The following is a 20,213-nucleotide window of genomic DNA, read 5'->3' as shown; positions in this document are numbered from 1 at the left end:
GTTTAATTAAAACCACTTGAATAAGTGGTTTTAATTGTATAGAAATTATTTATTAGTGTATAAATATATTTAGAATATGAAATAAGGGAAGAAAAACTAATGATTTTTTATTAGTGGGTGAGGTGTTTTATGGCCAAGATAAAAAAGATGTTTGTGTGTAATGAATGTGGATATGAGTCACCAAAATGGATGGGAAAATGTCCCGGATGTAATGGATGGAACACATTTACAGAAGAAGTTAAGGATGAGTCCATAAATAATTTTAAGAGGGCTGTAACAATATCATCAGGCAATAAGCCTAAAAGTATAACTGAAGTAAAATCTAGCGAATATGAAAGATTAGATACAGGTATTGGGGAGTTAAACAGAGTTATAGGCGGGGGTTTAGTTAAGGGGTCTTTAACTTTAATTTCAGGAGATCCTGGGATTGGAAAATCTACAATTTTGCTTCAAAGTGCAAGTAATATAGCAAAAAAATATGGTAAGGTTCTTTATGTTTCAGGTGAGGAATCCGAAGAACAGATAAAAATGAGGGCAGAACGACTTAAAGCTACATGTAATGAGCTTTATATAGTTTCCGAAACTAATATAGATATAATTGAAGAGCATATTTTATCTATGGAGCCAACTTTTGTAATAATAGACTCTATACAGACTTTATATAAAGCAACTATAACGTCAGCACCAGGAAGTGTATCTCAGGTTAGAGAGTGTACTAATGACTTGATGAGAATTGGAAAAACAAAAAATATTCCTTTATTTATTGTGGCCCATGTTACAAAGCAAGGTGAATTGGCAGGACCAAGAGTTCTTGAACATATGGTAGATACAGTACTTTATTTTGAAGGTGAAAGAACACAGGAGTTTAGAATAATAAGAACTATTAAAAATCGTTTTGGAACAACTAGTGAAATTGGTGTTTTTGAAATGAGAGAAAGTGGTCTTGAGGAAGTAACAGATGCTTCATCTGTGTTTTTACAAGAAAAATCAATGCAGCAAGAGGGGTCAGTAGTTATTGGAATATTAGAAGGAACTAGACCTATATTAGTAGAAATACAAGCATTAGCAAGTGAAACTAAAGCTGTTATGCCAAGAAGGACAGCGGTTGGAGTCGATCATCAAAGATTGAGCTTAATTCTAGCAGTTTTAGAGAAGAAGCTTAAAGTTCCATTTTATAACAGTGATGTTTATGTGAACGTAGTTGGTGGATTAAATGTAGATGGAACCTATGGAGATTTAGGTATAGTGTTAGCTTTAATTTCAAGCATAAAAAGTCGTGAGATTAAACTAGAAAACCTTTTGGTAATTGGTGAGGTTGGATTGACAGGTGAGGTAAGGCCTATAGCACATGCTGAAAAAATCATAAATGAAGCTGTTAAAATGGGATTTACGAACATTATCTTACCTGAAAAAAACAAAGCAAAAATAACTAATAAGATGGTAAATCTTATTGGTGTAACAACAGTTAAAGAAGCAGTTTCGAAAATATTTTAGTAGAAGCAGCTATAGGAGGGTTTTATGAGGGAACAAAAGCAGAAGGAGTTAATGGCAATATTAAATATCATGTCTCCAGGAACTTTGTTAAGAGAAGGATTAGATAATATACTAAGAGCAAAAACAGGTGGACTCGTGGTGTTAAGTGATAGAGAAGAAGTTTTAAAAATGGTTGATGGAGGTTTTGCAATAAATTCAGAGTATACTCCTGCATATGTATATGAGCTGGCTAAGATGGATGGAGCTATAGTTATAAGCAGCGATTTGAAAAGAATTCTTTATGCAAATACGCAATTAATGCCTAATCCTTCAATTGTGACACAAGAAACTGGAACTAGACACAGAACAGCACAAAGAGTTGCTAAGCAGACAGGCGATATCGTTGTAGCTATTTCACAAAGAAGAAATATTATTAGTTTATATAAAGGTGATATTAAATATGTATTAAGAGAGAGTGGAGAAGTATTAGCTAAAGCTAATCAGGCTATCCAAACACTGGAGAAATATCAGCTTGTACTAAATCGTGTTATAAGCAATTTGAACTTATTAGAGCTTCAGGATTTATCAAGTTTATTAGATGTAGTTACTGCAGTTCAGCGTAATGAGATGGTAATGAGGATTGTATATGAAATTGAAACATATATATGTGAACTTGGAAATGAAGGACGACTTATTTCTATGCAGTTATATGAATTGATTAATGGAGTGGAGCAAGAGGGAAGAAGATTAATCAGAGATTATTGCAGCGATGAAGCTAAATATGAGGAAATATATAAGAATATAGAGAAGCTTTCATCACAGGACTTACTTGATTTAGATATAATTGCAAAGGTGTTAGGGTATCCTGGAATTCAGTTAGTTGATAAATTGATTTCACCAAGAGGATATAGAATTCTAAATATGATTCCTAGAATTCCATCAAGTATCGTAGATAATATGGTAAAGCATTTTGGGGAACTTCAAAAAATTATGAATGCTTCCTTAGAAGAGTTAGACTTAGTAGATGGTATTGGAGAGGCACGTGCTAAAGCTATAAAAAACGGACTTAGAACATTGAAGGAAAGATTTATTTTGGACAGACAAATATAGCACAAAGCTAAGGCTTTGTGCTATTCTTTAGTATAATATTAAAAATTTTAAATTAGCTTATTTTAAATAAAGACCGTTTGAGTTGTTAAAGAATATTTATTATTACTTTTTATTGTATTAATATTAAAGTAAATGCAATTTATCGAAGGTTGTAATGTTTTTATACTCAGTAAGAAGTATATCGTATAAATTTAGATCTAAACTATTGCATAATGAGGTTATGTAAAATAAGTGGTTGCCTATTTCAGTTTCAATTACTTTTCTACAATTTTCACATATGCATCCTTCAAGGTGTGAACTTAGTTGGACGTCTAGATCATCGAGTGTTAATTTATCTAACTCTTCATTGCTTAAAGAGTAATTAATATTCTGTTTTTCAGCTTTGATTTTAATACATCCACAGCCAGTAACAGCTTTTACAACGGATCTGTTAACTCTGCTTTGGGATTCCTGAATCTTACTTAGTATATCAAGTATACTCTTATGTCTTAAAAGACAGCTATCAACGGAATTTTGATATTCATCAAATATTAGATCCTTCATAATGTATCACTCCTTTTAAACCTATGTGCTTACTGGAAATATCTTTAAATATATGATATCTCATTATTTAATTTATTGATAGGGGGTGATGAAGACTTTGATATTATTTTTAGTTGATGGGAATATATTCAAACTATTAGTTTAAGGGGAAATTTGTAAAAGATTAAATTTATATATACTTAATCAAATTTTAGTTAATATTTTTAGTTTTCGTTGAAATGAATTAAGTGATAATATATATTAATTGTAAAGGGTAATGTATGATTATTGAAAAAACTTAAGAATGTTTAAAATAAGTCGATAATATAGGATATTATGGTTAAAAGTTGTAAATAATCAAGTTATAATATTAAATTTTAGGGAGGTGTTATAATGCTGAAAAAAATACTAAGAGGGCTGTTTACTTTAATTGGAGGCGTTCTTGGATATATATTAGGTGCGTGGGGCGTATCTATGGAATTTGTATCAAAACTAGGATTAAGTAAAATTCCTCTTGCACCAGTTATATTTGTTGTTTTTTGCATTTTATTTGTCGGACTTATATTTTATTTTATTTCACCAGTTTTAAATTCAGGAATTATAAAAAGTATGGAATACTTAGAAAGGTCAGCACAGAAGGTACCTGTTATTGATATCGTATTTGCAGGGGTTGGGGCCTTAATTGGACTTGTTATATCAGTTTTACTATCATCATTGATAAGAATTGAGTCCGTGATATTTACTATAATAACTGTAATTGTAACTATAATAATTACAGTATTATGTGCGGATATTTGCGTTAGAAAAAAAGATGAAATTATGCATGTTTTTTCTAACCTAAGAAAAACCGGTGTTAAGGATTCAAAAAATAAGGTAGCTGTGGATAAGGGTTGTCCAAAGGTGTTAGATACTTCTGTAATAATAGACGGAAGAATTTTTGATATTTGTGAAACAGGTTTTATTGAAAGCACACTGGTAATACCAACATTTGTATTGGATGAGCTTAGACATATTGCAGATTCGTCTGATTCGTTAAAGAGAACAAAGGGTAGACGAGGATTAGATATACTTAATAAAATCCAAAAGGAATTAAGTATAAAGGTAGAAATTTGGGAAGGTGATTTCAAAGATATAAAGGAAGTAGATATTAAACTTCTTAAACTTGCCCAAACTTTAAATGGAAAAGTAATAACAAATGATTATAATTTGAATAAAGTGGCAGAACTTCAGGGAGTTCCAGTTTTAAATATTAATGAATTAGCTAATGCAGTTAAGCCAGTTTTATTGCCTGGAGAAGTGATGAATACAGTAGTGATAAAAGATGGAAAAGAGGCAGGCCAAGGTATTGCATATTTAGATGATGGAACTATGATAGTTATTGAAGAAGGTAGAAAATTCATAGGTGAGAATATTAGGGTTGTAGTTACATCAGTACTTCAAACAGCCGCAGGAAGAATGATATTTGCAAGACCAAAGGAAGATTAGGGACAATGGAGGACTTATGGGAAAGAATATAGCTCTTATTTTAGCTGCAGGTCAAGGAAAAAGAATGGGTGCAGGAATTAATAAACAATTTTTAACTCTGCAGGATAAACCAGTTTTATATCACACATTAAAAGCATTTTCTGATAATTCAAAGATAGATGAGATAGTTTTGGTATGTGCAGAAAAGGATATGGACTACTGCAAGAATAGTATTGTTAAAGAGTATGGCTTTTCTAAGGTTAAATCTTTAGTATCAGGTGGAGCAGAGAGACAAGATTCAGTATATAATGGGTTGAAAGCTATAAAAAGTTGTGATATAGTATTAATTCATGATGGTGCAAGACCATTTATAACTAATGAGATTATTGATGAGGGTATTAAAATGGCCCATATTCATGGTGCATGTACTTGTGGAGTTAAGGCAAAGGATACTATTAAATTAAAGGATTCTGAAGGGTTTTCTAAGGAAACCTTAAATAGGGAAGTTACCTTCTTAGTGCAAACACCACAATGCTTTAAGTATGAATTAATATTGGATTGTCATGAGAAGCTTAATAAAAACAGAAAAATGGTTACTGACGATACAATGGTTGTTGAAATGTTTAACCATAAGGTGTATCTTTATGAAGGAAGCTATTTTAATATTAAGATTACAACCCCTGATGATATGATTATAGGGGAAAACATATTAAAAAACTCTAGCAATGAATAAAATATAATATATGTGATGACGAAGACTAGTAGGAGCAGAACCACAGAGAGAGAATTCATGGGCTGAGAGATTCTCAACAGCTTTGAACCTACTTCAGAGCAGTAGTTAACAGCTACCGGCTGCAGGCCGTTAATGAATTAAGTAATAAATTTTAGGTGGTACCGCGATAGAATTCGCCCTAATGGGGGTGGATTCTATCTTTTTTTATTTTGTTAAGATTAAGTACTTTTTTCTTGTAACGATATAAAGAAAATTAAAATCAAAACAATTAAAATTAATTATTGAATTTAAATATATAAAATTAAAATGAGGTGTATTAAATGAGATTATCAAATATGTTAATAAGTACATTAAGGGAAGTGCCAGGAGAAGCAGAGATTATAAGTCATCAGCTTATGTTAAGAGCTGGGTTAATTAGAAAGTCAGCTACAGGAATATATACTTTTATGCCAACAGGGGTTAGAGTATTAAGAAATGTTGAGAACATTGTTAGAGAAGAGATGAATGAAGCAGGAGCTCAAGAACTATCAGCATCAGCTTTAATTCCAGCAAGCTTATGGCAGGAATCAGGAAGATGGGATGCTTATGGTCCAGAGATGTTCAGATTAAAAGATAGAAATGGAAGAGACTTCTGCCTTGGACCTACCCATGAAGAGATATTTACAGATTTGGCAAGGAGTGAAATTAAGTCATATAAACAATTGCCACTTAACTTATACCAAATACAAATGAAATATAGAGATGAAAGAAGACCAAGATTTGGAGTTATGAGGTCTAGAGAATTTTTAATGAAGGATGCTTATAGTTTTGATAAGGATAGTGAAGGTTTAGATAAGTCATATGATAAAATGCATGAAGCATATAGTAAAATATTCACAAGGTGTGGATTAGAGTTTAGTGCAGTTGAGGCTGACTCAGGAGCCATTGGAGGTTCTAGCTCTGCTGAATTTATGGTTAAATCAGATAGTGGTGAAGATGAAATTGCATTCTGCTCTAAGTGCAGCTATGCAGCAAATACAGAAAAGGCTACATCTCAATTAAGTGAAAAATCATCTGAGGCAGAAAAAGAGTTGATAAAGGTTGAAACACCAGATGTTAAGACTATTGAAGAATTAGAAAAGTTCTTTAATACTGACAGCAAGAAGTTTGCAAAGACACTTATATTCAAAGCTGGTGAACAAGTAATAGGTGTAATGGTAAGGGGAGACAGAACTCTAAATGAAACTAAGCTTACTAATGCTATTGAAGGAAATTTTGAATTAGAAATGGCGGATGAAGCTACAGTTCTAGAAGTAACTGGAGCTGAAGTTGGATTTGCTGGACCAATAGGTTTAAAGGTTGACTTATTATTTGTTGATGAAGAAGTAGTAAGTATGAAGAACTTTATAGTTGGTGCTAATGAAACAGGATATCATTACGACAATGTTAATTACGGAAGAGATTTTGAAGGAACTATTGGCGACTTTAGAACAGTTGTAGAAGGTGACTGCTGTCCCAAATGTGGAGCTCCAATAAATATTAGAAGAGGAGTAGAAGTTGGCCACATATTTAAATTAGGAACTAAATATTCAAGTGCTATGGGAGCTAATTACTTAGATGAAAATGGTAAAGAGCAGCCACTAGTAATGGGATGCTATGGTATTGGTGTTAATAGAACCGTTGCTGCGATTATTGAACAGCACTATGATGAAAATGGAATTACATGGCCAATGGAGATAGCTCCATATAAAGTAATTGTAATGCCAGCCAATATGAAAAATGAAGAGCAGGTTGCAGTGTCAGAAAAGCTATATAATGAATTAAAAGCTAATAGAATAGAGGTTCTACTAGATGACAGAAATGAAAGAGTAGGGGTTAAGTTTAAGGATTCAGATTTAATTGGTATACCTATGAGAATAACTGTTGGTAAGAAGGTTACTGAGGGAATGGTTGAGTTTAAATTAAGAACTGGAAATGATATTGAAGAAGTAACTATAGAGAACGCAGTGGAAAGAATTAAGGCTGAATTAGAAAAGAATAATATAAGATTTTAAGATTCAAATAAGACTATACTTAACCTCAAGTAAGTATAGTCTTATTTGTTTATTATTAATTAAATTTGGAGAAAGTTAAGATGAAAAGTATATTAATAAATATTTATGGTAAAATGATTGAAGGTAGATTTGATTTATAAATATATGTCTAGGAAAGATAAAGAATATAAACTATAATTATATGTAACTTATAATTTACGAAGGTTTATTTCGAAGGAGAAGTTTATGGAGTTTGATATACTAAAGGAAAAGTTTAAACCTGAAGAGGCGCACCTCATTAGTCCATTAACATTAGCCTTTATAGGGGATGCTGTATATGAGGTGTTTGTTAGAACTTATTTACTTAGTGAAAACAAGACGATGAAGGTACAAAAGCTTCATCTTAAAACTGTTGCATATGTTAAAGCTAAAGCTCAAAGTAATTATGCTAAAGCTATTCTAGATTTATTAGAAGAAGATGAGATGGCAGTTTTTAAGAGGGGGAGAAATACAAAATCAACTGCACCAAAAAATGCAGATGTAAGCGAATATAGATGGGCTACAGGGTTCGAAGCAATTATAGGTTATCTGTATATTGCAGGGAAAACAGATAGAATGAATTATTTGCTTAATAAGATTATTGAAGCGGGGGAAGAAACTAAATGTTAAAAGTTAAAATTTTAGAGCACACACCAAATCCAGAAAAGGTTATAGCAGCAGCGGCTAAGTTGTGCTATAGCGCAGTTGGCGTAGATGAAATATCAGAAGGCTTAAGTGAAGAATCAACAGCAAAATTTATAAAAATGCTTTCAAGCTATGGGCATGAGTCACCAATGGAACATGTAAGCTTTACTTTTGCTATTGAGGGTGTATCAAGAAGTTTAACACATCAATTAGTTAGACACAGAGTTGCTTCGTATTCACAGCAAAGTCAAAGATATGTTAAGCTAGCAGCATTTGAGTATATAATTCCACCAGCTATTGCTGCAAATGAAGAGTGTAAGAAAATATTTGTAGAAGCGATGAAAAGGGATCAAGAGGATTATGATAAGATAGTTGAAATATTAAAGGCTGAAATCTTAGATAAATCTATTGAAAAATTTAAAGCTAGCAAAAATGTTGAAGAGCTTACAGAAAAAGAACTTAAGTCATTGAGGTCAAAGGCAGAGAAAACTGCAATAGAAGATGCTAGATATGTGTTTCCCAATGCATGTGAAACAAAGATTATAGTTACTATGAATGCTAGGGAATTAAAGCATTTCTTTAGACACAGATGCTGTGATAGAGCTCAGTGGGAAATTAGAGATATGGCTGACGAAATGCTTAGACAAGCAAAAGCAGTAGCACCTAATATATTTATAGGGTGTGGTCCAGCATGCGTTAAAGGACCTTGCACAGAGGGAGCTATGACTTGTGGAAGAGTTATAGAAATGAGAGATAAATATAATAATCTTTAAAAAAATATATATTAAGGTAAATAAATATTGATAATAAACTAAAGAAAAATATTAAACAAAATAGTAATAGGAGAGATAAAGATGGAATATGGAAGAAAAAACAAAAGTGGTTATGGTTCAGGAGAAGTAGCAAAGCCAAAACGTACAGGCAAGAACAGAAGAGACCAACATATGACTAAGCGTGGAAGCGGAGAGGAATATAGAAATGAATATTCACCAGCTCCAAGAAGAGAAAAGAACTATGGTAGAGAGCAAGCACAAGAGTTTGTAAGAGCAGAGAGATTTGAAGCGGCTGCAAGAGAAGATATGATAGAAGGAAGAAATGCTGTTATAGAAGCTTTAAAATCTGATAGAACTATAGAGTACATAATGATAGCTAAAGGTGATACTAAGGGTTCAATTAGTGTTGTTACAGCATTAGCACAAGAAAAGTCAGTTGTTGTTAAATATGTTGAGAGAGCTAAATTAGATGGTATGAGCGAAACAGGCGCTCATCAAGGTGTTATAGCAATAGTTACACCGTATACATATTTTTCAATAGAAGACATAATAATGGGTGCTAAGGAAAAAGAAGAGGATCCATTTATATTAGTTCTTGATGAAATAGAAGATCCTCATAACTTTGGATCAATAATAAGAATTGCAGAAGTATGTGGCGTTCATGGAATAATAATTCCAAAAAGAAAAAATGTAGGGGTTACAGCTACAGTATATAAGACTTCTGCTGGAGCTACAGAGCATATTAAAATCGCTAAGGTTACAAATATTAATGTAGCTGTTGACCAATTAAAGGAAGCTGGTATATGGGTATATGGAGCTGATATGCATGGTGAAAAATACTGTTATGATGCAGATTTAAAAGGTCCAGTAGCACTTGTAATTGGAAGTGAAGGAAAAGGAATTTCTAAGCTTACAAAAAGCAAATGTGATGTTTTAGTGAAAATACCTATGGTAGGAAAGGTTAATTCATTAAATGCATCTGTTGCCTGCGGAATGATTAGCTATGAAATACTTAAACAAAGATTAAAATAGGATAATGAGGTTAGTAAATTGAAACATATTTTCGTGGATGGATATAATGTAATTAATAGTTGGCCGGAATTAAATAGCTTGAAAAATGATAGCTACGAAAGTGCAAGAACTAAGCTGATTGATTTGCTATTAAACTATGCTGCCTATAAGGGGTGTAAGGTGGTATTGGTATTTGATGCTCATATGGTTAAAGGAAGCTTAGAAAAAAAAGAGAGAATCGGCAATTTGACAATAGTATTTACAAAGACAGATGAGACTGCTGATAGTTATATTGAAAGAACAGTTAATAATATTGGTAGAAAATCTGAGGTCTATGTAGTAACTTCTGATTCGTTAGAACAGCAGTTGATTTTCCAAAGAGGAGCAAGTAGAGTTTCCTCTTTGGAGTTTTATCATTGGATAAATGATGAGAAGAATAGGATAGCTAAACGTTGTGAAACCACTGGGGGAACCCAAAGAAATCTCTTTGAAGAGTATATTGATAAAGAAAGTGCTGAAAAATTAGAAAAGATTAGGAGAAGTAGGTAATTAATCTTGACTACATAAAATTTGTTAATGTATAATTTAGTTGAGGTTATTTACGCTTTGGAGGGGATATTGTTGGGGAATGAAAATAGCAATAATGAACACAACTCCATATTTGTAGGGAAAAAAGATGAAGAAGTAGTAGCTATGGCAAAAGAAGGTAACGACAGAGCCTTGGAATATCTTCTCTGTAAATATCAAAACTTTGTAAAATCCAAAGCAAAATCTTATTTTTTAATTGGGGCAGACAAGGAAGATATATACCAGGAGGGAATGATAGGTCTTTTTAAAGCTATCAGAGATTTTAAAGACGATAAACTAGCATCCTTTAAGGTATTTGCAGAGTTATGTATAACTAGACAGATAATAACGGCAGTTAAGACAGCAACGAGACAAAAGCATATTCCGCTTAATACTTATATATCTTTGAATAAACCTATATATGATGAGGAATCAGATAGGACATTATTGGATATAATATCCGGTATAAAGGTATCTGACCCTGAAGAACTTATCATTGACCGAGAGGAAATGGAGAATATTGAAAGTAAGATAGGAGAAGTTCTATCAAGTTTAGAGATGGAGGTTCTAAATTCATATCTTGATGGGAAATCCTATCAAGAAATTGCAAGTGATTTAGACAGGCAAGCTAAGTCTATTGATAATGCGTTACAGCGAGTGAAAAGAAAGCTTGAAAAGTGTTTGGAACAAAGCTGAAACCGTGTTGACAAATGATTTAGTTTAATATATAATAAAAAACTGATAAAAGTATTTTATAAGCTTAAATTTAGTATTGAATGCTCATATAGCTCAGTAGGTAGAGCGTCACCTTGGTAAGGTGGAGGTCACCGGTTCAATCCCGGTTATGAGCTCCAATTAAATAGCAACACACGTGGATAAGTTTACATTAATCAAGTGAAAATATAATGTTTTCCAAATAAGGAGGAATTTAAAATGGCAAAAGCAAAATTTGAAAGAAGCAAACCGCACGTTAACATTGGAACTATAGGACACGTTGACCACGGTAAGACTACATTAACAGCTGCTATAACATCAGTATTAGCTAACAGAGGATATGCAGAAGCATTCAACTATGCTGATATCGATAAAGCACCAGAAGAAAAAGAAAGAGGAATAACAATCAACACTTCACACGTTGAGTATGAAACAGAAACAAGACACTATGCACACGTTGATTGTCCAGGACACGCTGACTATGTTAAGAACATGATCACAGGAGCTGCACAAATGGATGGAGCTATACTAGTTGTATCTGCAGCAGATGGTCCAATGCCTCAAACAAGAGAGCACATCCTACTAGCATCAAGAGTTGGAGTACAATACATAGTTGTATTCTTAAACAAAGCTGATATGGTAGACGATCCAGAATTATTAGAATTAGTAGAAATGGAAATCAGAGAATTATTATCTGAGTATGACTTCCCAGGTGATGATATTCCAATAATAACAGGATCAGCATTAAAAGCATTAGAAAACCCAACAGATGAAGAAGCATCTAAATGCATAATGGAGTTAATGGCAGCAGTAGATAGCTACATCCCAACTCCAGAGAGAGCAACAGATAAGCCATTCTTAATGCCAGTAGAGGACGTATTCACAATTACAGGAAGAGGAACAGTTGCAACAGGAAGAGTTGAAGCTGGAGTACTTCATGTAGGAGATGAAATCGAAATCGTTGGATTAAGCGAAGATAAGAGAAAAGTAGTATGTACAGGAGTAGAGATGTTCAGAAAACTTCTTGATGAAGCACAAGCTGGAGATAACATCGGAGCTCTATTAAGAGGAGTACAAAGAACAGACATCGAAAGAGGTCAAGTACTTTCAAAAGTAGGTTCAGTACACCCACACACAAAATTCGTAGGTCAAGTATACGTACTTAAAAAAGAAGAGGGTGGAAGACACACTCCATTCTTCGATGGATACAGACCACAATTCTACTTCAGAACAACTGACGTTACAGGATCAATCAAATTACCAGAAGGAATGGAAATGGTAATGCCTGGAGACCACATCGACATGAACGTTGAATTAATCACTCCAATCGCTATGGATGAAGGATTAAGATTCGCGATCAGAGAAGGTGGAAGAACTGTAGGTTCAGGAGTTGTTACTTCTATCGTTGAATAATTACAAATAAAAAATAAATAGGACTGGGTTTTGAAAACCTAGTCCTTTTAAAAGAAAAATCTAATGGCGTGAATTTATAAGTAATAAAATGGTTTGAATTAAGAAAGTATTTACATTTGACATGATGCACTACATGTGATAGAGTGTTAAAGTAACAAATTGCAGTTAATGATAACAAATAATTATTTAAGCTTATTGGATTTTTTTATAAATTGAAATTAATTACACGCAACTAGGAGGTGTTGATTGTGAGAGTTAAAATAACTTTAGCATGTACTGAATGTAAACAAAGAAACTACAACACAATGAAAAACAAGAAAAATAATCCAGACAGAATTGAAATGCAAAAATACTGCAGATTCTGCCACAAACATACACTTCATAAAGAAACAAAATAGTTCATATAGAACTTCAAATATTTTGGGGATGTGAATAAAATGGCTGTAAAAGTTGATGTTAAAACAATAGAACCGAAAAAACGAATGAAGATAGTACAGTTCTTTATCGACTTAAAGGCAGAATTTAAAAGAGTAACATGGCCAGCTAAAGATGAAGTGAAAACTGCTTTCGCGGCTGTAGTATGCTTTTGTCTTCTTTATACAATAACTGTAGGTTTGTTAGATGTTGGTTTTAAAAACCTCTTTAATTTGATTTTTAAATAATTTAAAAGGGAGGTATAGGGGGAATACGGATTATTACCCCTGGAGCTATGGCAGGAGAAAAAGCAAAATGGTATGTAGTTCATACATATTCAGGTTACGAAAATAAAGTAAAAGCTAATCTTGAGAAGGTTATCGAAAATAGAAACCTACACGAGTTCGTTCATGACATACAAGTGCCGATGGAGGAACAAGTTGAAATCAAAGATGGTAAAGAGAAAACTATTCTTAGAAAAGTTTTCCCTGGATATGTTATGGTTAAAATGGTTATGACTGACGACTCTTGGTATATCGTAAGAAATACAAGAGGGGTTACTGGGTTCGTAGGTCCTGGATCAAAACCTGTAGCCTTAACAGAAGACGAAATTCATAACATGGGAATTGTTGAAAAACAAGTGAACATAGATGTGGAAGTAGGAGAACAAGTGAGAGTCATATCAGGACCATTTGAAGACTTCACCGTAGTTATTACCGAAATATCTATAGAAAAACACAAGGTTAAGGGATTAGTAAACATGTTTGGCAGAGAAACATCTGTTGAACTTGATTTTAATCAAATACAAAAACTTTAAGAGAGACTTAGTAGGGCAAATCCTAAGGATTAGTTCTATTTAAGTGGGAGGGCTTAACGCCCGCTTACCACAATATAGGAGGTGTAAACTCATGGCTAAGAAAATAACAGGAATGATAAAACTTCAACTTCCTGCAGGGAAGGCAACACCAGCACCACCAGTTGGACCTGCACTTGGTCAACACGGTGTAAACATTATGGGATTCTGTAAGGAATTTAACGCGAAGACTGCGGATCAACCAGGTATGATAATACCAGTTGTTATAACTGTATATCAGGATAGATCTTTCAGCTTCATATTAAAAACTCCACCAGCAGCAGTATTACTTAAGAAAGCAGCTGGAATCGAAAGCGGTTCAGGAGTTCCAAACAGAACTAAAGTTGCAACAGTTTCTAAAGCTAAAGTTAGAGAAATTGCTGAGCTTAAGATGCCAGATTTAAACGCTGCATCAGTAGAAGCTGCTATGAGCATGATAGCTGGAACAGCTAGAAGCATGGGAATAGTAATCGAAGAGTAATTCAATTAATTCGGTGGGAGGCAAAAACCGTTAATACCACAAAGGAGGATGCAAAATGGCTAAAATGGGAAAGAACTACATAGAGAGTGCTAAATTAGTAGACAAAAACGCTCTATATACACCAGCAGAATCTATGGACCTTGCAATAAAAACATCAAAAGCTAAATTTGATGAGACTATCGAAGTTCACGTAAGACTTGGTGTTGACCCAAGACATGCAGATCAACAAGTAAGAGGAGCAGTAGTGCTTCCACACGGAACAGGTAAAACTGTTAGAGTATTAGTTTTCGCTAAAGGAGATAAGGCTAAAGAAGCAGAAGCTGCTGGAGCTGATTTCGTTGGAGCAGAAGAATTAGTAGATAAGATCCAAAAAGAAAACTGGTTTGATTTTGATGTAGTTGTAGCTACTCCAGATATGATGGGTGTAGTTGGAAGACTAGGTAGAGTATTAGGACCAAAAGGATTAATGCCAAATCCAAAATCAGGAACAGTTACATTTGACGTTGCTAAAGCTTTAAATGATATTAAAGCTGGTAAAGTTGAGTACAGAGTTGATAAAACAGCTATCGTACACGTAGGAATTGGTAAGACATCTTTCGGAGTTGAAAAACTTCAAGAGAACTTCCACACTTTAATGGACGCTATAGTTAAAGCTAAACCAGCTGCAGCTAAAGGTCAATACATTAAATCAGTTACTGTAGCATCAACTATGGGACCTGGAGTTAAAGTTAACCCAGCAAAAGTTTTAGATTAGTATTGCATTATACAGAGTAATCTGTTATAATACAAAGAGTTGAATATATTTCCGTAGACAGTAGGTGCTTTAAGCGTAACTTATACCTACCGAGGATGCTAATAAATGTGATTTTTATTGGTCTCTTCGTGTGTCTACGGGGAGACCTTAATTTTTGGAAAAATACAGTGAAAACTGTAAGGAGGTGGACACACAGTGCAAAGTAAAAATAGATCTTTAAAAGAAGCAAAAGTTGCTGAAATAAAGGAAAAGTTACAAAGTGCTCAAGGAGTTGTTCTTAGTGAGTATCAAGGACTTAACGTTGAAGAAGATACACAATTAAGAAAAGCATTAAGAGAAGCAGGTGTTGAATATAGAGTATACAAAAACACTCTAGTAACATTAGCTGCTAAAGAATTAGGAATTGAAGGATTAGATCAATATCTTCAAGGGCCAGTATCAATAGCTCTAGGATATGAAGATCCAACAGCTCCAGCAAGAGTTTTAAATGACTTTGCAAAAACTCATAAAAAACTTAAATTAAAAGCAGGGGTTATCCAAGGAACTCTTTACGGTGAGAAAGAGATTACAGAAATCGCTTCTATACCATCAAGAGACGTACTTCTTGCAAAACTACTTGGAAGCTTCAAAGCTCCACTTTCAAACTTAGCGTACTTATTAAGTGCAGTTGCTGAGAAAAAAGGCGAAGAAGTAGCAGAGTAATATATACTAATTTGTAGTTAGAAAAAACACATTAATTATTTAAAAATATTCGGAGGTGCATTTTAAAATGACAAGAGAAGAAATAATTCAAGCTATTAAAGATATGACTGTTTTAGAATTAAACGAGCTAGTAAAGGCTTGTGAAGAGGAATTTGGAGTAAGCGCAGCAGCACCAGTAGCAGTTGCAGGAGCAGGAGCTGGAGCAGCAGCAGCTGAAGAGAAAACTGAATTCGACGTAGTATTAACTAACGCTGGAGCAGGAAAAATAAAAGTTATAAAAGTTGTTAGAGAATTAACTGGATTAGGATTAAAAGAAGCTAAAGATATAGTTGATGGAGCTCCTAAAACAATTAAAGAAGCTGTAAGCAAAGAAGATGCTGAAAACATGAAAGCTAAACTTGAAGAAGTTGGAGCTACTGTTGAAGTAAAATAGTAGATCTTTAAAAGATTTATATTATGGAGTACTTAGATTAAGTACTCCATTTTTGTAACAGAAGAATTTCCTCAGAAAATGAAGAAATTTAGAAATAAATGAAATAATTGTTGACATGTGATAAGTTTAGTGATATCATATTTCAATGCGAATAAAGTATATAAAATCATGCGGTAAGAGTAAAATGTGAAAAAATTAGGTGGAACCTTTTGGTTTGCGGACAATGAATAATTTTTTTTGATTTGGGTAAAATTGCATGATGAACAAGTGTGAGTCCGAAACACAAAGTCCTAGGGGAAAGTGTGTCTTGGGTTATTTTAGTTTATACAAGGGGTGAAAATAATATGGTACATCCTGTAAAAGTTGGTAAAAGGGAAAGAATGAGCTTTTCCAAGGTAAAAGAAACGGCGGAGATGCCAAATTTAATTGAGGTGCAATTAGACTCATATGATTGGTTCTTAGCTGAAGGTTTGCACGAGGTATTTGATGATATTAATCCAATACAAGACTATACTGGCAATTTATCTTTAGAATTTGTCAACTATAAGTTGGATATGGAAAATATTAAATACTCAATTGAACAGTGCAAAGAAAGAGATACTACTTATGCAGCACCATTGAAGGTGAAAGTTAGACTACAAAACAATGAAACAGGAGAAATAAAGGAACAAGAAGTCTTTATGGGAGATTTCCCACTTATGACTGATCAAGGTACCTTTGTTATCAACGGAGCTGAGAGAGTTATTGTTAGTCAGCTAGTTAGATCTCCAGGAGTATATTACAAAGAAGAAGTAGACAAAACAGGTAAAAAGTTATATTCTGCAACAGTTATACCGAATAGAGGGGCTTGGCTTGAGTACGAGACAGACTCTAACGATATAATATATGTAAGAATAGACAAGACAAGAAAGCTACCTATTACTGTTTTAATGAGAGTAATGCTTAACTATGGTAGTGATGCAGAGATTCTTGAAATCTTCGGTGAAGATGAAAGATTAAAGGCATCTCTTGAAAAAGATAATACAAAGGATAAGAATGATGCGCTATTAGAAATCTATAAGAGATTAAGACCTGGTGAACCACCAACTGTGGACAGTGCCATTTCATTAATAGAATCATTATTCTTTGATGCGAAAAGATATGATTTATCAAGAGTAGGTAGATATAAATTCAATAAGAAGTTAGCTATCAGACTTAGAATTATGAATCAAATTGCTGCTGAAAATATAATACACCCAGAAACAGGTGAAATTATCGTTGAAAAGGGTAGCAGGATAGATAGAGAATTAGCAACTGAAATTCAGAACTTAGGAATAAATTCTGTTGATATTCAGGTTGATGATAGAGTTATTAGAGTCATAGGAAACAACTTTGTTGATTTAGCTAAATATGTGAATTTTGATGTTTCAGATTTACATGTTAAAGAGTATGTTCATTATCCAACTTTAAAAGAGATATTAGACACATACAGTGATGAAGATGATATAAGAGAACAAATAAAAGCAAATATTACAAGACTGATTCCAAAACATATAATCAGAGATGATATATATGCAACACTAAGTTATGAACTTGGCTTACCATATGGAGTTGGTAATATAGATGATATAGACCACTTAGGTAATAGAAGATTAAGATCTGTAGGAGAGTTATTACAGAACCAATTTAGAATTGGGCTTTCTAGAATGGAAAGAGTAGTTAAGGAAAGAATGACTGTTCAAGACCAAGAGATAATTACTCCACAAGCATTAATAAACATTAGACCAGTTGTTGCGTCTATTAAAGAATTCTTTGGAAGCTCTCAGTTATCACAGTTCATGGATCAAACTAACCCATTATCTGAGTTAACACATAAGAGAAGATTATCAGCTTTAGGACCTGGAGGATTATCTAGAGAAAGAGCTGGATTTGAAGTAAGAGACGTTCACTACTCTCACTATGGAAGAATGTGTCCTATCGAGACACCAGAGGGTCCGAACATAGGTCTTATTAACTCATTAGCTACTTATGCTAAGGTAAATGAGTATGGATTTATGCAGACGCCATATAGAGTGGTTGATAAAAAGCTAGGTAAGGCTATAGACAAAATTATATATATTACTGCAGATGAAGAGGATAACTACCTAGTAGCTCAAGCTAGTGAGCCATTAGATGCAGAAGGACACTTCATTGATAAGAAGGTTACTGTTAGAGCAAGAGAAGATGTTATTGTTGTAAACAGAGAAGAGGTAGATCTTATAGATATATCTCCAAGACAGATCGTTTCTGTTGCGACAGCAATGATACCGTTCCTTGAGAATGACGACGCTACTCGTGCACTGATGGGATCAAACATGCAACGTCAAGCAGTTCCACTATTAAAAACGCAAGCACCAGTTGTTGGTACAGGAATAGAGTACAAAGCAGCAGTAGACTCAGGGGTATTACCTAAGGCTAAAAATGCTGGAGTTGTATCTTATGTAAGTGCTAACGAGGTTAGAATAAAAAGAGATTCAGATGGCGGTACAGACACATACCACCTATTAAAGTTCAAGAGATCAAACGCAGGAACCTGTGTAAACCAACGTCCAATCGTTGATAAAGGCGAGAGGGTTGAAGTAAACACTGTTTTAGCTGACGGTCCATCTACAGACCTAGGTGAAATAGCTTTAGGAAAGAACATCAGAATCGGATTTATAACTTGGGAAGGTTATAACTACGAGGATGCTATGCTTATTTCTGAAGAGTTAGTAAGAGATGATATCTTCACTTCTGTCCATATAGAAGAATATGAATCAGAGGCTAGAGATACTAAACTAGGACCTGAAGAAATAACTAGAGATATTCCAAACGTTGGTGAAGATGCTCTAAGAGATATCGACGAGCGTGGAATAATTAGAATAGGTGCCGAAGTAAGATCAGGAGATATATTAGTAGGAAAAGTTACTCCAAAGGGAGAAACAGAATTAACTGCTGAAGAGAGATTACTTAGAGCAATATTCGGAGAGAAAGCTAGAGAAGTTAGAGATACATCATTAAGAGTTCCTCATGGAGAAGCAGGTATTATAGTAGATGTTAAAGTATTTACTAAAGATAATGCAGATGAACTTCCACCAGGAGTAAATCAATTAGTAAGATGCTATATAGCTCAAAAGAGAAAAATCTCTGTAGGAGATAAGATGGCTGGACGTCACGGTAACAAAGGGGTTATCTCAAGAGTATTACCAGTTGAGGATATGCCATTCTTACCAGACGGAAGGGCACTTCAAATCTGCTTAAACCCACTAGGGGTACCATCACGTATGAACATCGGTCAGGTACTAGAGGTTCACTTAGGATGGGCAGCAAGCGAATTAGGATGGCATATAGCTACTCCAGTATTTGATGGTGCATTAGACGTAGAGATTCAAGATTGCTTAGAAAAAGCTGGATATAATAGAGATGGAAAGACTGTTCTATACGATGGAAGAACAGGGGAACCGTTTGATAACAGAGTAACAGTTGGATACATGTATATCTTAAAGCTTCACCACTTAGTTGATGATAAGATACACGCAAGATCTACTGGACCATACTCACTAGTAACTCAACAGCCACTTGGTGGTAAAGCACAGTTCGGAGGACAAAGATTTGGAGAGATGGAGGTTTGGGCTCTAGAAGCATACGGAGCTGCACACACACTTCAAGAAATCTTAACTGTTAAGTCTGATGACGTTGTTGGAAGAGTTAAAACTTATGAGGCTATTGTTAAGGGTGAGAATATTCCAGAACCAGGTGTTCCAGAATCATTCAAAGTTCTTATCAAAGAACTTCAAGCGCTTTGCTTAGATGTTAAGTTGCTTGATGAAAGCCTTGAAGAAATAAAACTTAGAGAGTCTATTGAAGATGAGGTAGAGGAATTAGAAGTGAATATGGAAGGCAAGGAAGAAGTGACTCCTGCTGAACCATCAAAAGAATTTGCTGAGCCTATAGATATTGAAGGATCTGATGTGGATGAGGATGCTGAATTAGATATTAATTTAGATGAATTCAGTGATGACTTAGATTCAGATTTGGATATTAACCTAGAATCTGATTTGGATAGCGATTTAGTTTTAGATGATTTTAATGATGAACACTAA

20 protein-coding genes, 1 tRNA gene and 1 other annotated feature are annotated in these 20,213 nt (G+C 34.0%); of the genes, 20 read left to right on the top strand and 1 reads right to left on the bottom strand.

The annotated features are described in order from the left end of the window. The first annotated feature begins 129 nt into the window (after window positions 1-129). Together radA and disA are read left to right on the top strand one after the other, a co-directional pair. A complete protein-coding gene (gene radA / locus BN1075_RS06920) occupies window positions 130-1,494 on the top strand; it encodes a DNA repair protein RadA (RefSeq protein ID WP_040192328.1) in 1,365 nt (454 codons plus the stop codon). A gap of 24 nt (window positions 1,495-1,518) precedes the next feature. After that, entirely contained in the window at window positions 1,519-2,583 is a 1,065-nt protein-coding gene (gene disA, locus BN1075_RS06915) for a DNA integrity scanning diadenylate cyclase DisA (protein WP_040192327.1), read from the top strand. A gap of 123 nt (window positions 2,584-2,706) precedes the next feature. On the opposite strand, the gene BN1075_RS06910 is transcribed toward disA, so the two are convergent. Further along, window positions 2,707-3,126, bottom strand: a complete 420-nt coding sequence (locus tag BN1075_RS06910) for a hypothetical protein (protein WP_040192326.1) — start codon at window positions 3,124-3,126, stop codon at window positions 2,707-2,709. Window positions 3,127-3,498: 372 nt separating this feature from the next. On the opposite strand from BN1075_RS06910, the gene BN1075_RS06905 reads away from it, so the two are divergent. From BN1075_RS06905 to rpoB, 18 genes are all read left to right on the top strand, one after another. Then, window positions 3,499-4,590 (top strand): PIN/TRAM domain-containing protein, encoded by a 1,092-nt coding sequence (locus tag BN1075_RS06905; protein WP_040192325.1) that lies wholly within the window; start codon window positions 3,499-3,501, stop codon window positions 4,588-4,590. A 16-nt stretch (window positions 4,591-4,606) separates the two neighbouring features. After that, entirely contained in the window at window positions 4,607-5,302 is a 696-nt protein-coding gene (gene ispD, locus BN1075_RS06900; protein WP_040192324.1) for a 2-C-methyl-D-erythritol 4-phosphate cytidylyltransferase, read from the top strand. Between the two features lie 320 nt (window positions 5,303-5,622). After that, window positions 5,623-7,335, top strand: coding sequence for a proline--tRNA ligase (locus BN1075_RS06895; RefSeq protein ID WP_040192323.1), 1,713 nt, complete (start codon window positions 5,623-5,625; stop codon window positions 7,333-7,335). Window positions 7,336-7,560: 225 nt separating this feature from the next. After that, the gene (locus tag BN1075_RS06890) at window positions 7,561-7,983 is read left to right on the top strand and encodes a Mini-ribonuclease 3 (protein WP_040192322.1); all 423 of its coding nucleotides are present in this window, start codon (window positions 7,561-7,563) and stop codon (window positions 7,981-7,983) included. Further along, a complete protein-coding gene (gene thyX, locus BN1075_RS06885; RefSeq protein ID WP_040192321.1) occupies window positions 7,977-8,771 on the top strand; it encodes an FAD-dependent thymidylate synthase in 795 nt (264 codons plus the stop codon). The genes BN1075_RS06890 and thyX overlap by 7 nt, the downstream gene beginning before the upstream one ends. Window positions 8,772-9,077: 306 nt before the next feature. Next, complete coding sequence (gene rlmB, locus BN1075_RS06880; protein ID WP_040192427.1) at window positions 9,078-9,803, top strand: 23S rRNA (guanosine(2251)-2'-O)-methyltransferase RlmB; 726 nt, start codon at window positions 9,078-9,080, stop codon at window positions 9,801-9,803. An 18-nt stretch (window positions 9,804-9,821) separates the two neighbouring features. Continuing rightward, the gene (locus BN1075_RS06875) at window positions 9,822-10,331 is read left to right on the top strand and encodes an NYN domain-containing protein (protein ID WP_040192320.1); all 510 of its coding nucleotides are present in this window, start codon (window positions 9,822-9,824) and stop codon (window positions 10,329-10,331) included. Between the two features lie 72 nt (window positions 10,332-10,403). Next, complete coding sequence (gene sigH / locus BN1075_RS06870) at window positions 10,404-11,045, top strand: RNA polymerase sporulation sigma factor SigH (protein WP_040192319.1); 642 nt, start codon at window positions 10,404-10,406, stop codon at window positions 11,043-11,045. Window positions 11,046-11,127: 82 nt separating this feature from the next. Beyond that, a tRNA-Thr gene (locus BN1075_RS06865) sits at window positions 11,128-11,203 on the top strand. A gap of 79 nt (window positions 11,204-11,282) precedes the next feature. Continuing rightward, window positions 11,283-12,476, top strand: coding sequence for an elongation factor Tu (gene tuf, locus BN1075_RS06860; protein WP_040192318.1), 1,194 nt, complete (start codon window positions 11,283-11,285; stop codon window positions 12,474-12,476). Window positions 12,477-12,724: 248 nt separating this feature from the next. After that, complete coding sequence (rpmG, locus tag BN1075_RS06855; RefSeq protein WP_035135045.1) at window positions 12,725-12,874, top strand: 50S ribosomal protein L33; 150 nt, start codon at window positions 12,725-12,727, stop codon at window positions 12,872-12,874. A gap of 39 nt (window positions 12,875-12,913) precedes the next feature. Next, entirely contained in the window at window positions 12,914-13,138 is a 225-nt protein-coding gene (gene secE / locus BN1075_RS06850) for a preprotein translocase subunit SecE (protein WP_040192317.1), read from the top strand. Between the two features lie 47 nt (window positions 13,139-13,185). Beyond that, window positions 13,186-13,707 (top strand): transcription termination/antitermination protein NusG, encoded by a 522-nt coding sequence (gene nusG / locus BN1075_RS06845; protein ID WP_040192316.1) that lies wholly within the window; start codon window positions 13,186-13,188, stop codon window positions 13,705-13,707. Between the two features lie 91 nt (window positions 13,708-13,798). Beyond that, window positions 13,799-14,224 (top strand): 50S ribosomal protein L11, encoded by a 426-nt coding sequence (rplK, locus tag BN1075_RS06840; RefSeq protein WP_040192315.1) that lies wholly within the window; start codon window positions 13,799-13,801, stop codon window positions 14,222-14,224. A 64-nt stretch (window positions 14,225-14,288) separates the two neighbouring features. Continuing rightward, window positions 14,289-14,978, top strand: coding sequence for a 50S ribosomal protein L1 (rplA, locus tag BN1075_RS06835; RefSeq protein ID WP_042387061.1), 690 nt, complete (start codon window positions 14,289-14,291; stop codon window positions 14,976-14,978). A 33-nt stretch (window positions 14,979-15,011) separates the two neighbouring features. Beyond that, window positions 15,012-15,140 (top strand) — a sequence feature (ribosomal protein L10 leader region). A gap of 33 nt (window positions 15,141-15,173) precedes the next feature. Beyond that, window positions 15,174-15,680, top strand: a complete 507-nt coding sequence (gene rplJ / locus BN1075_RS06830) for a 50S ribosomal protein L10 (protein WP_040192313.1) — start codon at window positions 15,174-15,176, stop codon at window positions 15,678-15,680. 67 nt (window positions 15,681-15,747) lie between these two features. After that, window positions 15,748-16,113: a 50S ribosomal protein L7/L12 gene (gene rplL, locus BN1075_RS06825; protein WP_040192312.1), complete on the top strand. Its 366-nt coding sequence runs from the start codon at window positions 15,748-15,750 to the stop codon at window positions 16,111-16,113. 344 nt (window positions 16,114-16,457) lie between these two features. Then, window positions 16,458-20,213 carry a DNA-directed RNA polymerase subunit beta gene (gene rpoB / locus BN1075_RS06820; RefSeq protein WP_040192426.1) on the top strand — a complete coding sequence of 1,252 codons (3,756 nt, stop codon included), beginning with the start codon at window positions 16,458-16,460 and terminating at the stop codon, window positions 20,211-20,213.

This window comes from Clostridium culturomicium, assembly GCF_000821305.1.
Lineage (GTDB): Bacteria > Bacillota > Clostridia > Clostridiales > Clostridiaceae > Clostridium_J > Clostridium_J culturomicium.
This window is presented reverse-complemented; position numbering and strand designations above follow the sequence as displayed.

Bases quoted from the DNA above. Each gene is read 5' to 3' on its own strand.
- radA (WP_040192328.1), top strand. From the start codon at position 130: ATGGCCAAGATAAAAAAGATGTTTGTGTGTAATGAATGTGGATATGAG.
- disA (WP_040192327.1), top strand. From the start codon at position 1,519: ATGAGGGAACAAAAGCAGAAGGAGTTAATGGCAATATTAAATATCATG.
- BN1075_RS06910 (WP_040192326.1), bottom strand. From the start codon at position 3,126: ATGAAGGATCTAATATTTGATGAATATCAAAATTCCGTTGATAGCTGT.
- BN1075_RS06905 (WP_040192325.1), top strand. From the start codon at position 3,499: ATGCTGAAAAAAATACTAAGAGGGCTGTTTACTTTAATTGGAGGCGTT.
- ispD (WP_040192324.1), top strand. From the start codon at position 4,607: ATGGGAAAGAATATAGCTCTTATTTTAGCTGCAGGTCAAGGAAAAAGA.
- BN1075_RS06895 (WP_040192323.1), top strand. From the start codon at position 5,623: ATGAGATTATCAAATATGTTAATAAGTACATTAAGGGAAGTGCCAGGA.
- BN1075_RS06890 (WP_040192322.1), top strand. From the start codon at position 7,561: ATGGAGTTTGATATACTAAAGGAAAAGTTTAAACCTGAAGAGGCGCAC.
- thyX (WP_040192321.1), top strand. From the start codon at position 7,977: ATGTTAAAAGTTAAAATTTTAGAGCACACACCAAATCCAGAAAAGGTT.
- rlmB (WP_040192427.1), top strand. From the start codon at position 9,078: ATGATAGAAGGAAGAAATGCTGTTATAGAAGCTTTAAAATCTGATAGA.
- tuf (WP_040192318.1), top strand. From the start codon at position 11,283: ATGGCAAAAGCAAAATTTGAAAGAAGCAAACCGCACGTTAACATTGGA.
- secE (WP_040192317.1), top strand. From the start codon at position 12,914: ATGGCTGTAAAAGTTGATGTTAAAACAATAGAACCGAAAAAACGAATG.
- nusG (WP_040192316.1), top strand. From the start codon at position 13,186: ATGGCAGGAGAAAAAGCAAAATGGTATGTAGTTCATACATATTCAGGT.
- rplK (WP_040192315.1), top strand. From the start codon at position 13,799: ATGGCTAAGAAAATAACAGGAATGATAAAACTTCAACTTCCTGCAGGG.
- rplA (WP_042387061.1), top strand. From the start codon at position 14,289: ATGGGAAAGAACTACATAGAGAGTGCTAAATTAGTAGACAAAAACGCT.
- rplL (WP_040192312.1), top strand. From the start codon at position 15,748: ATGACAAGAGAAGAAATAATTCAAGCTATTAAAGATATGACTGTTTTA.
- rpoB (WP_040192426.1), top strand. From the start codon at position 16,458: ATGGTACATCCTGTAAAAGTTGGTAAAAGGGAAAGAATGAGCTTTTCC.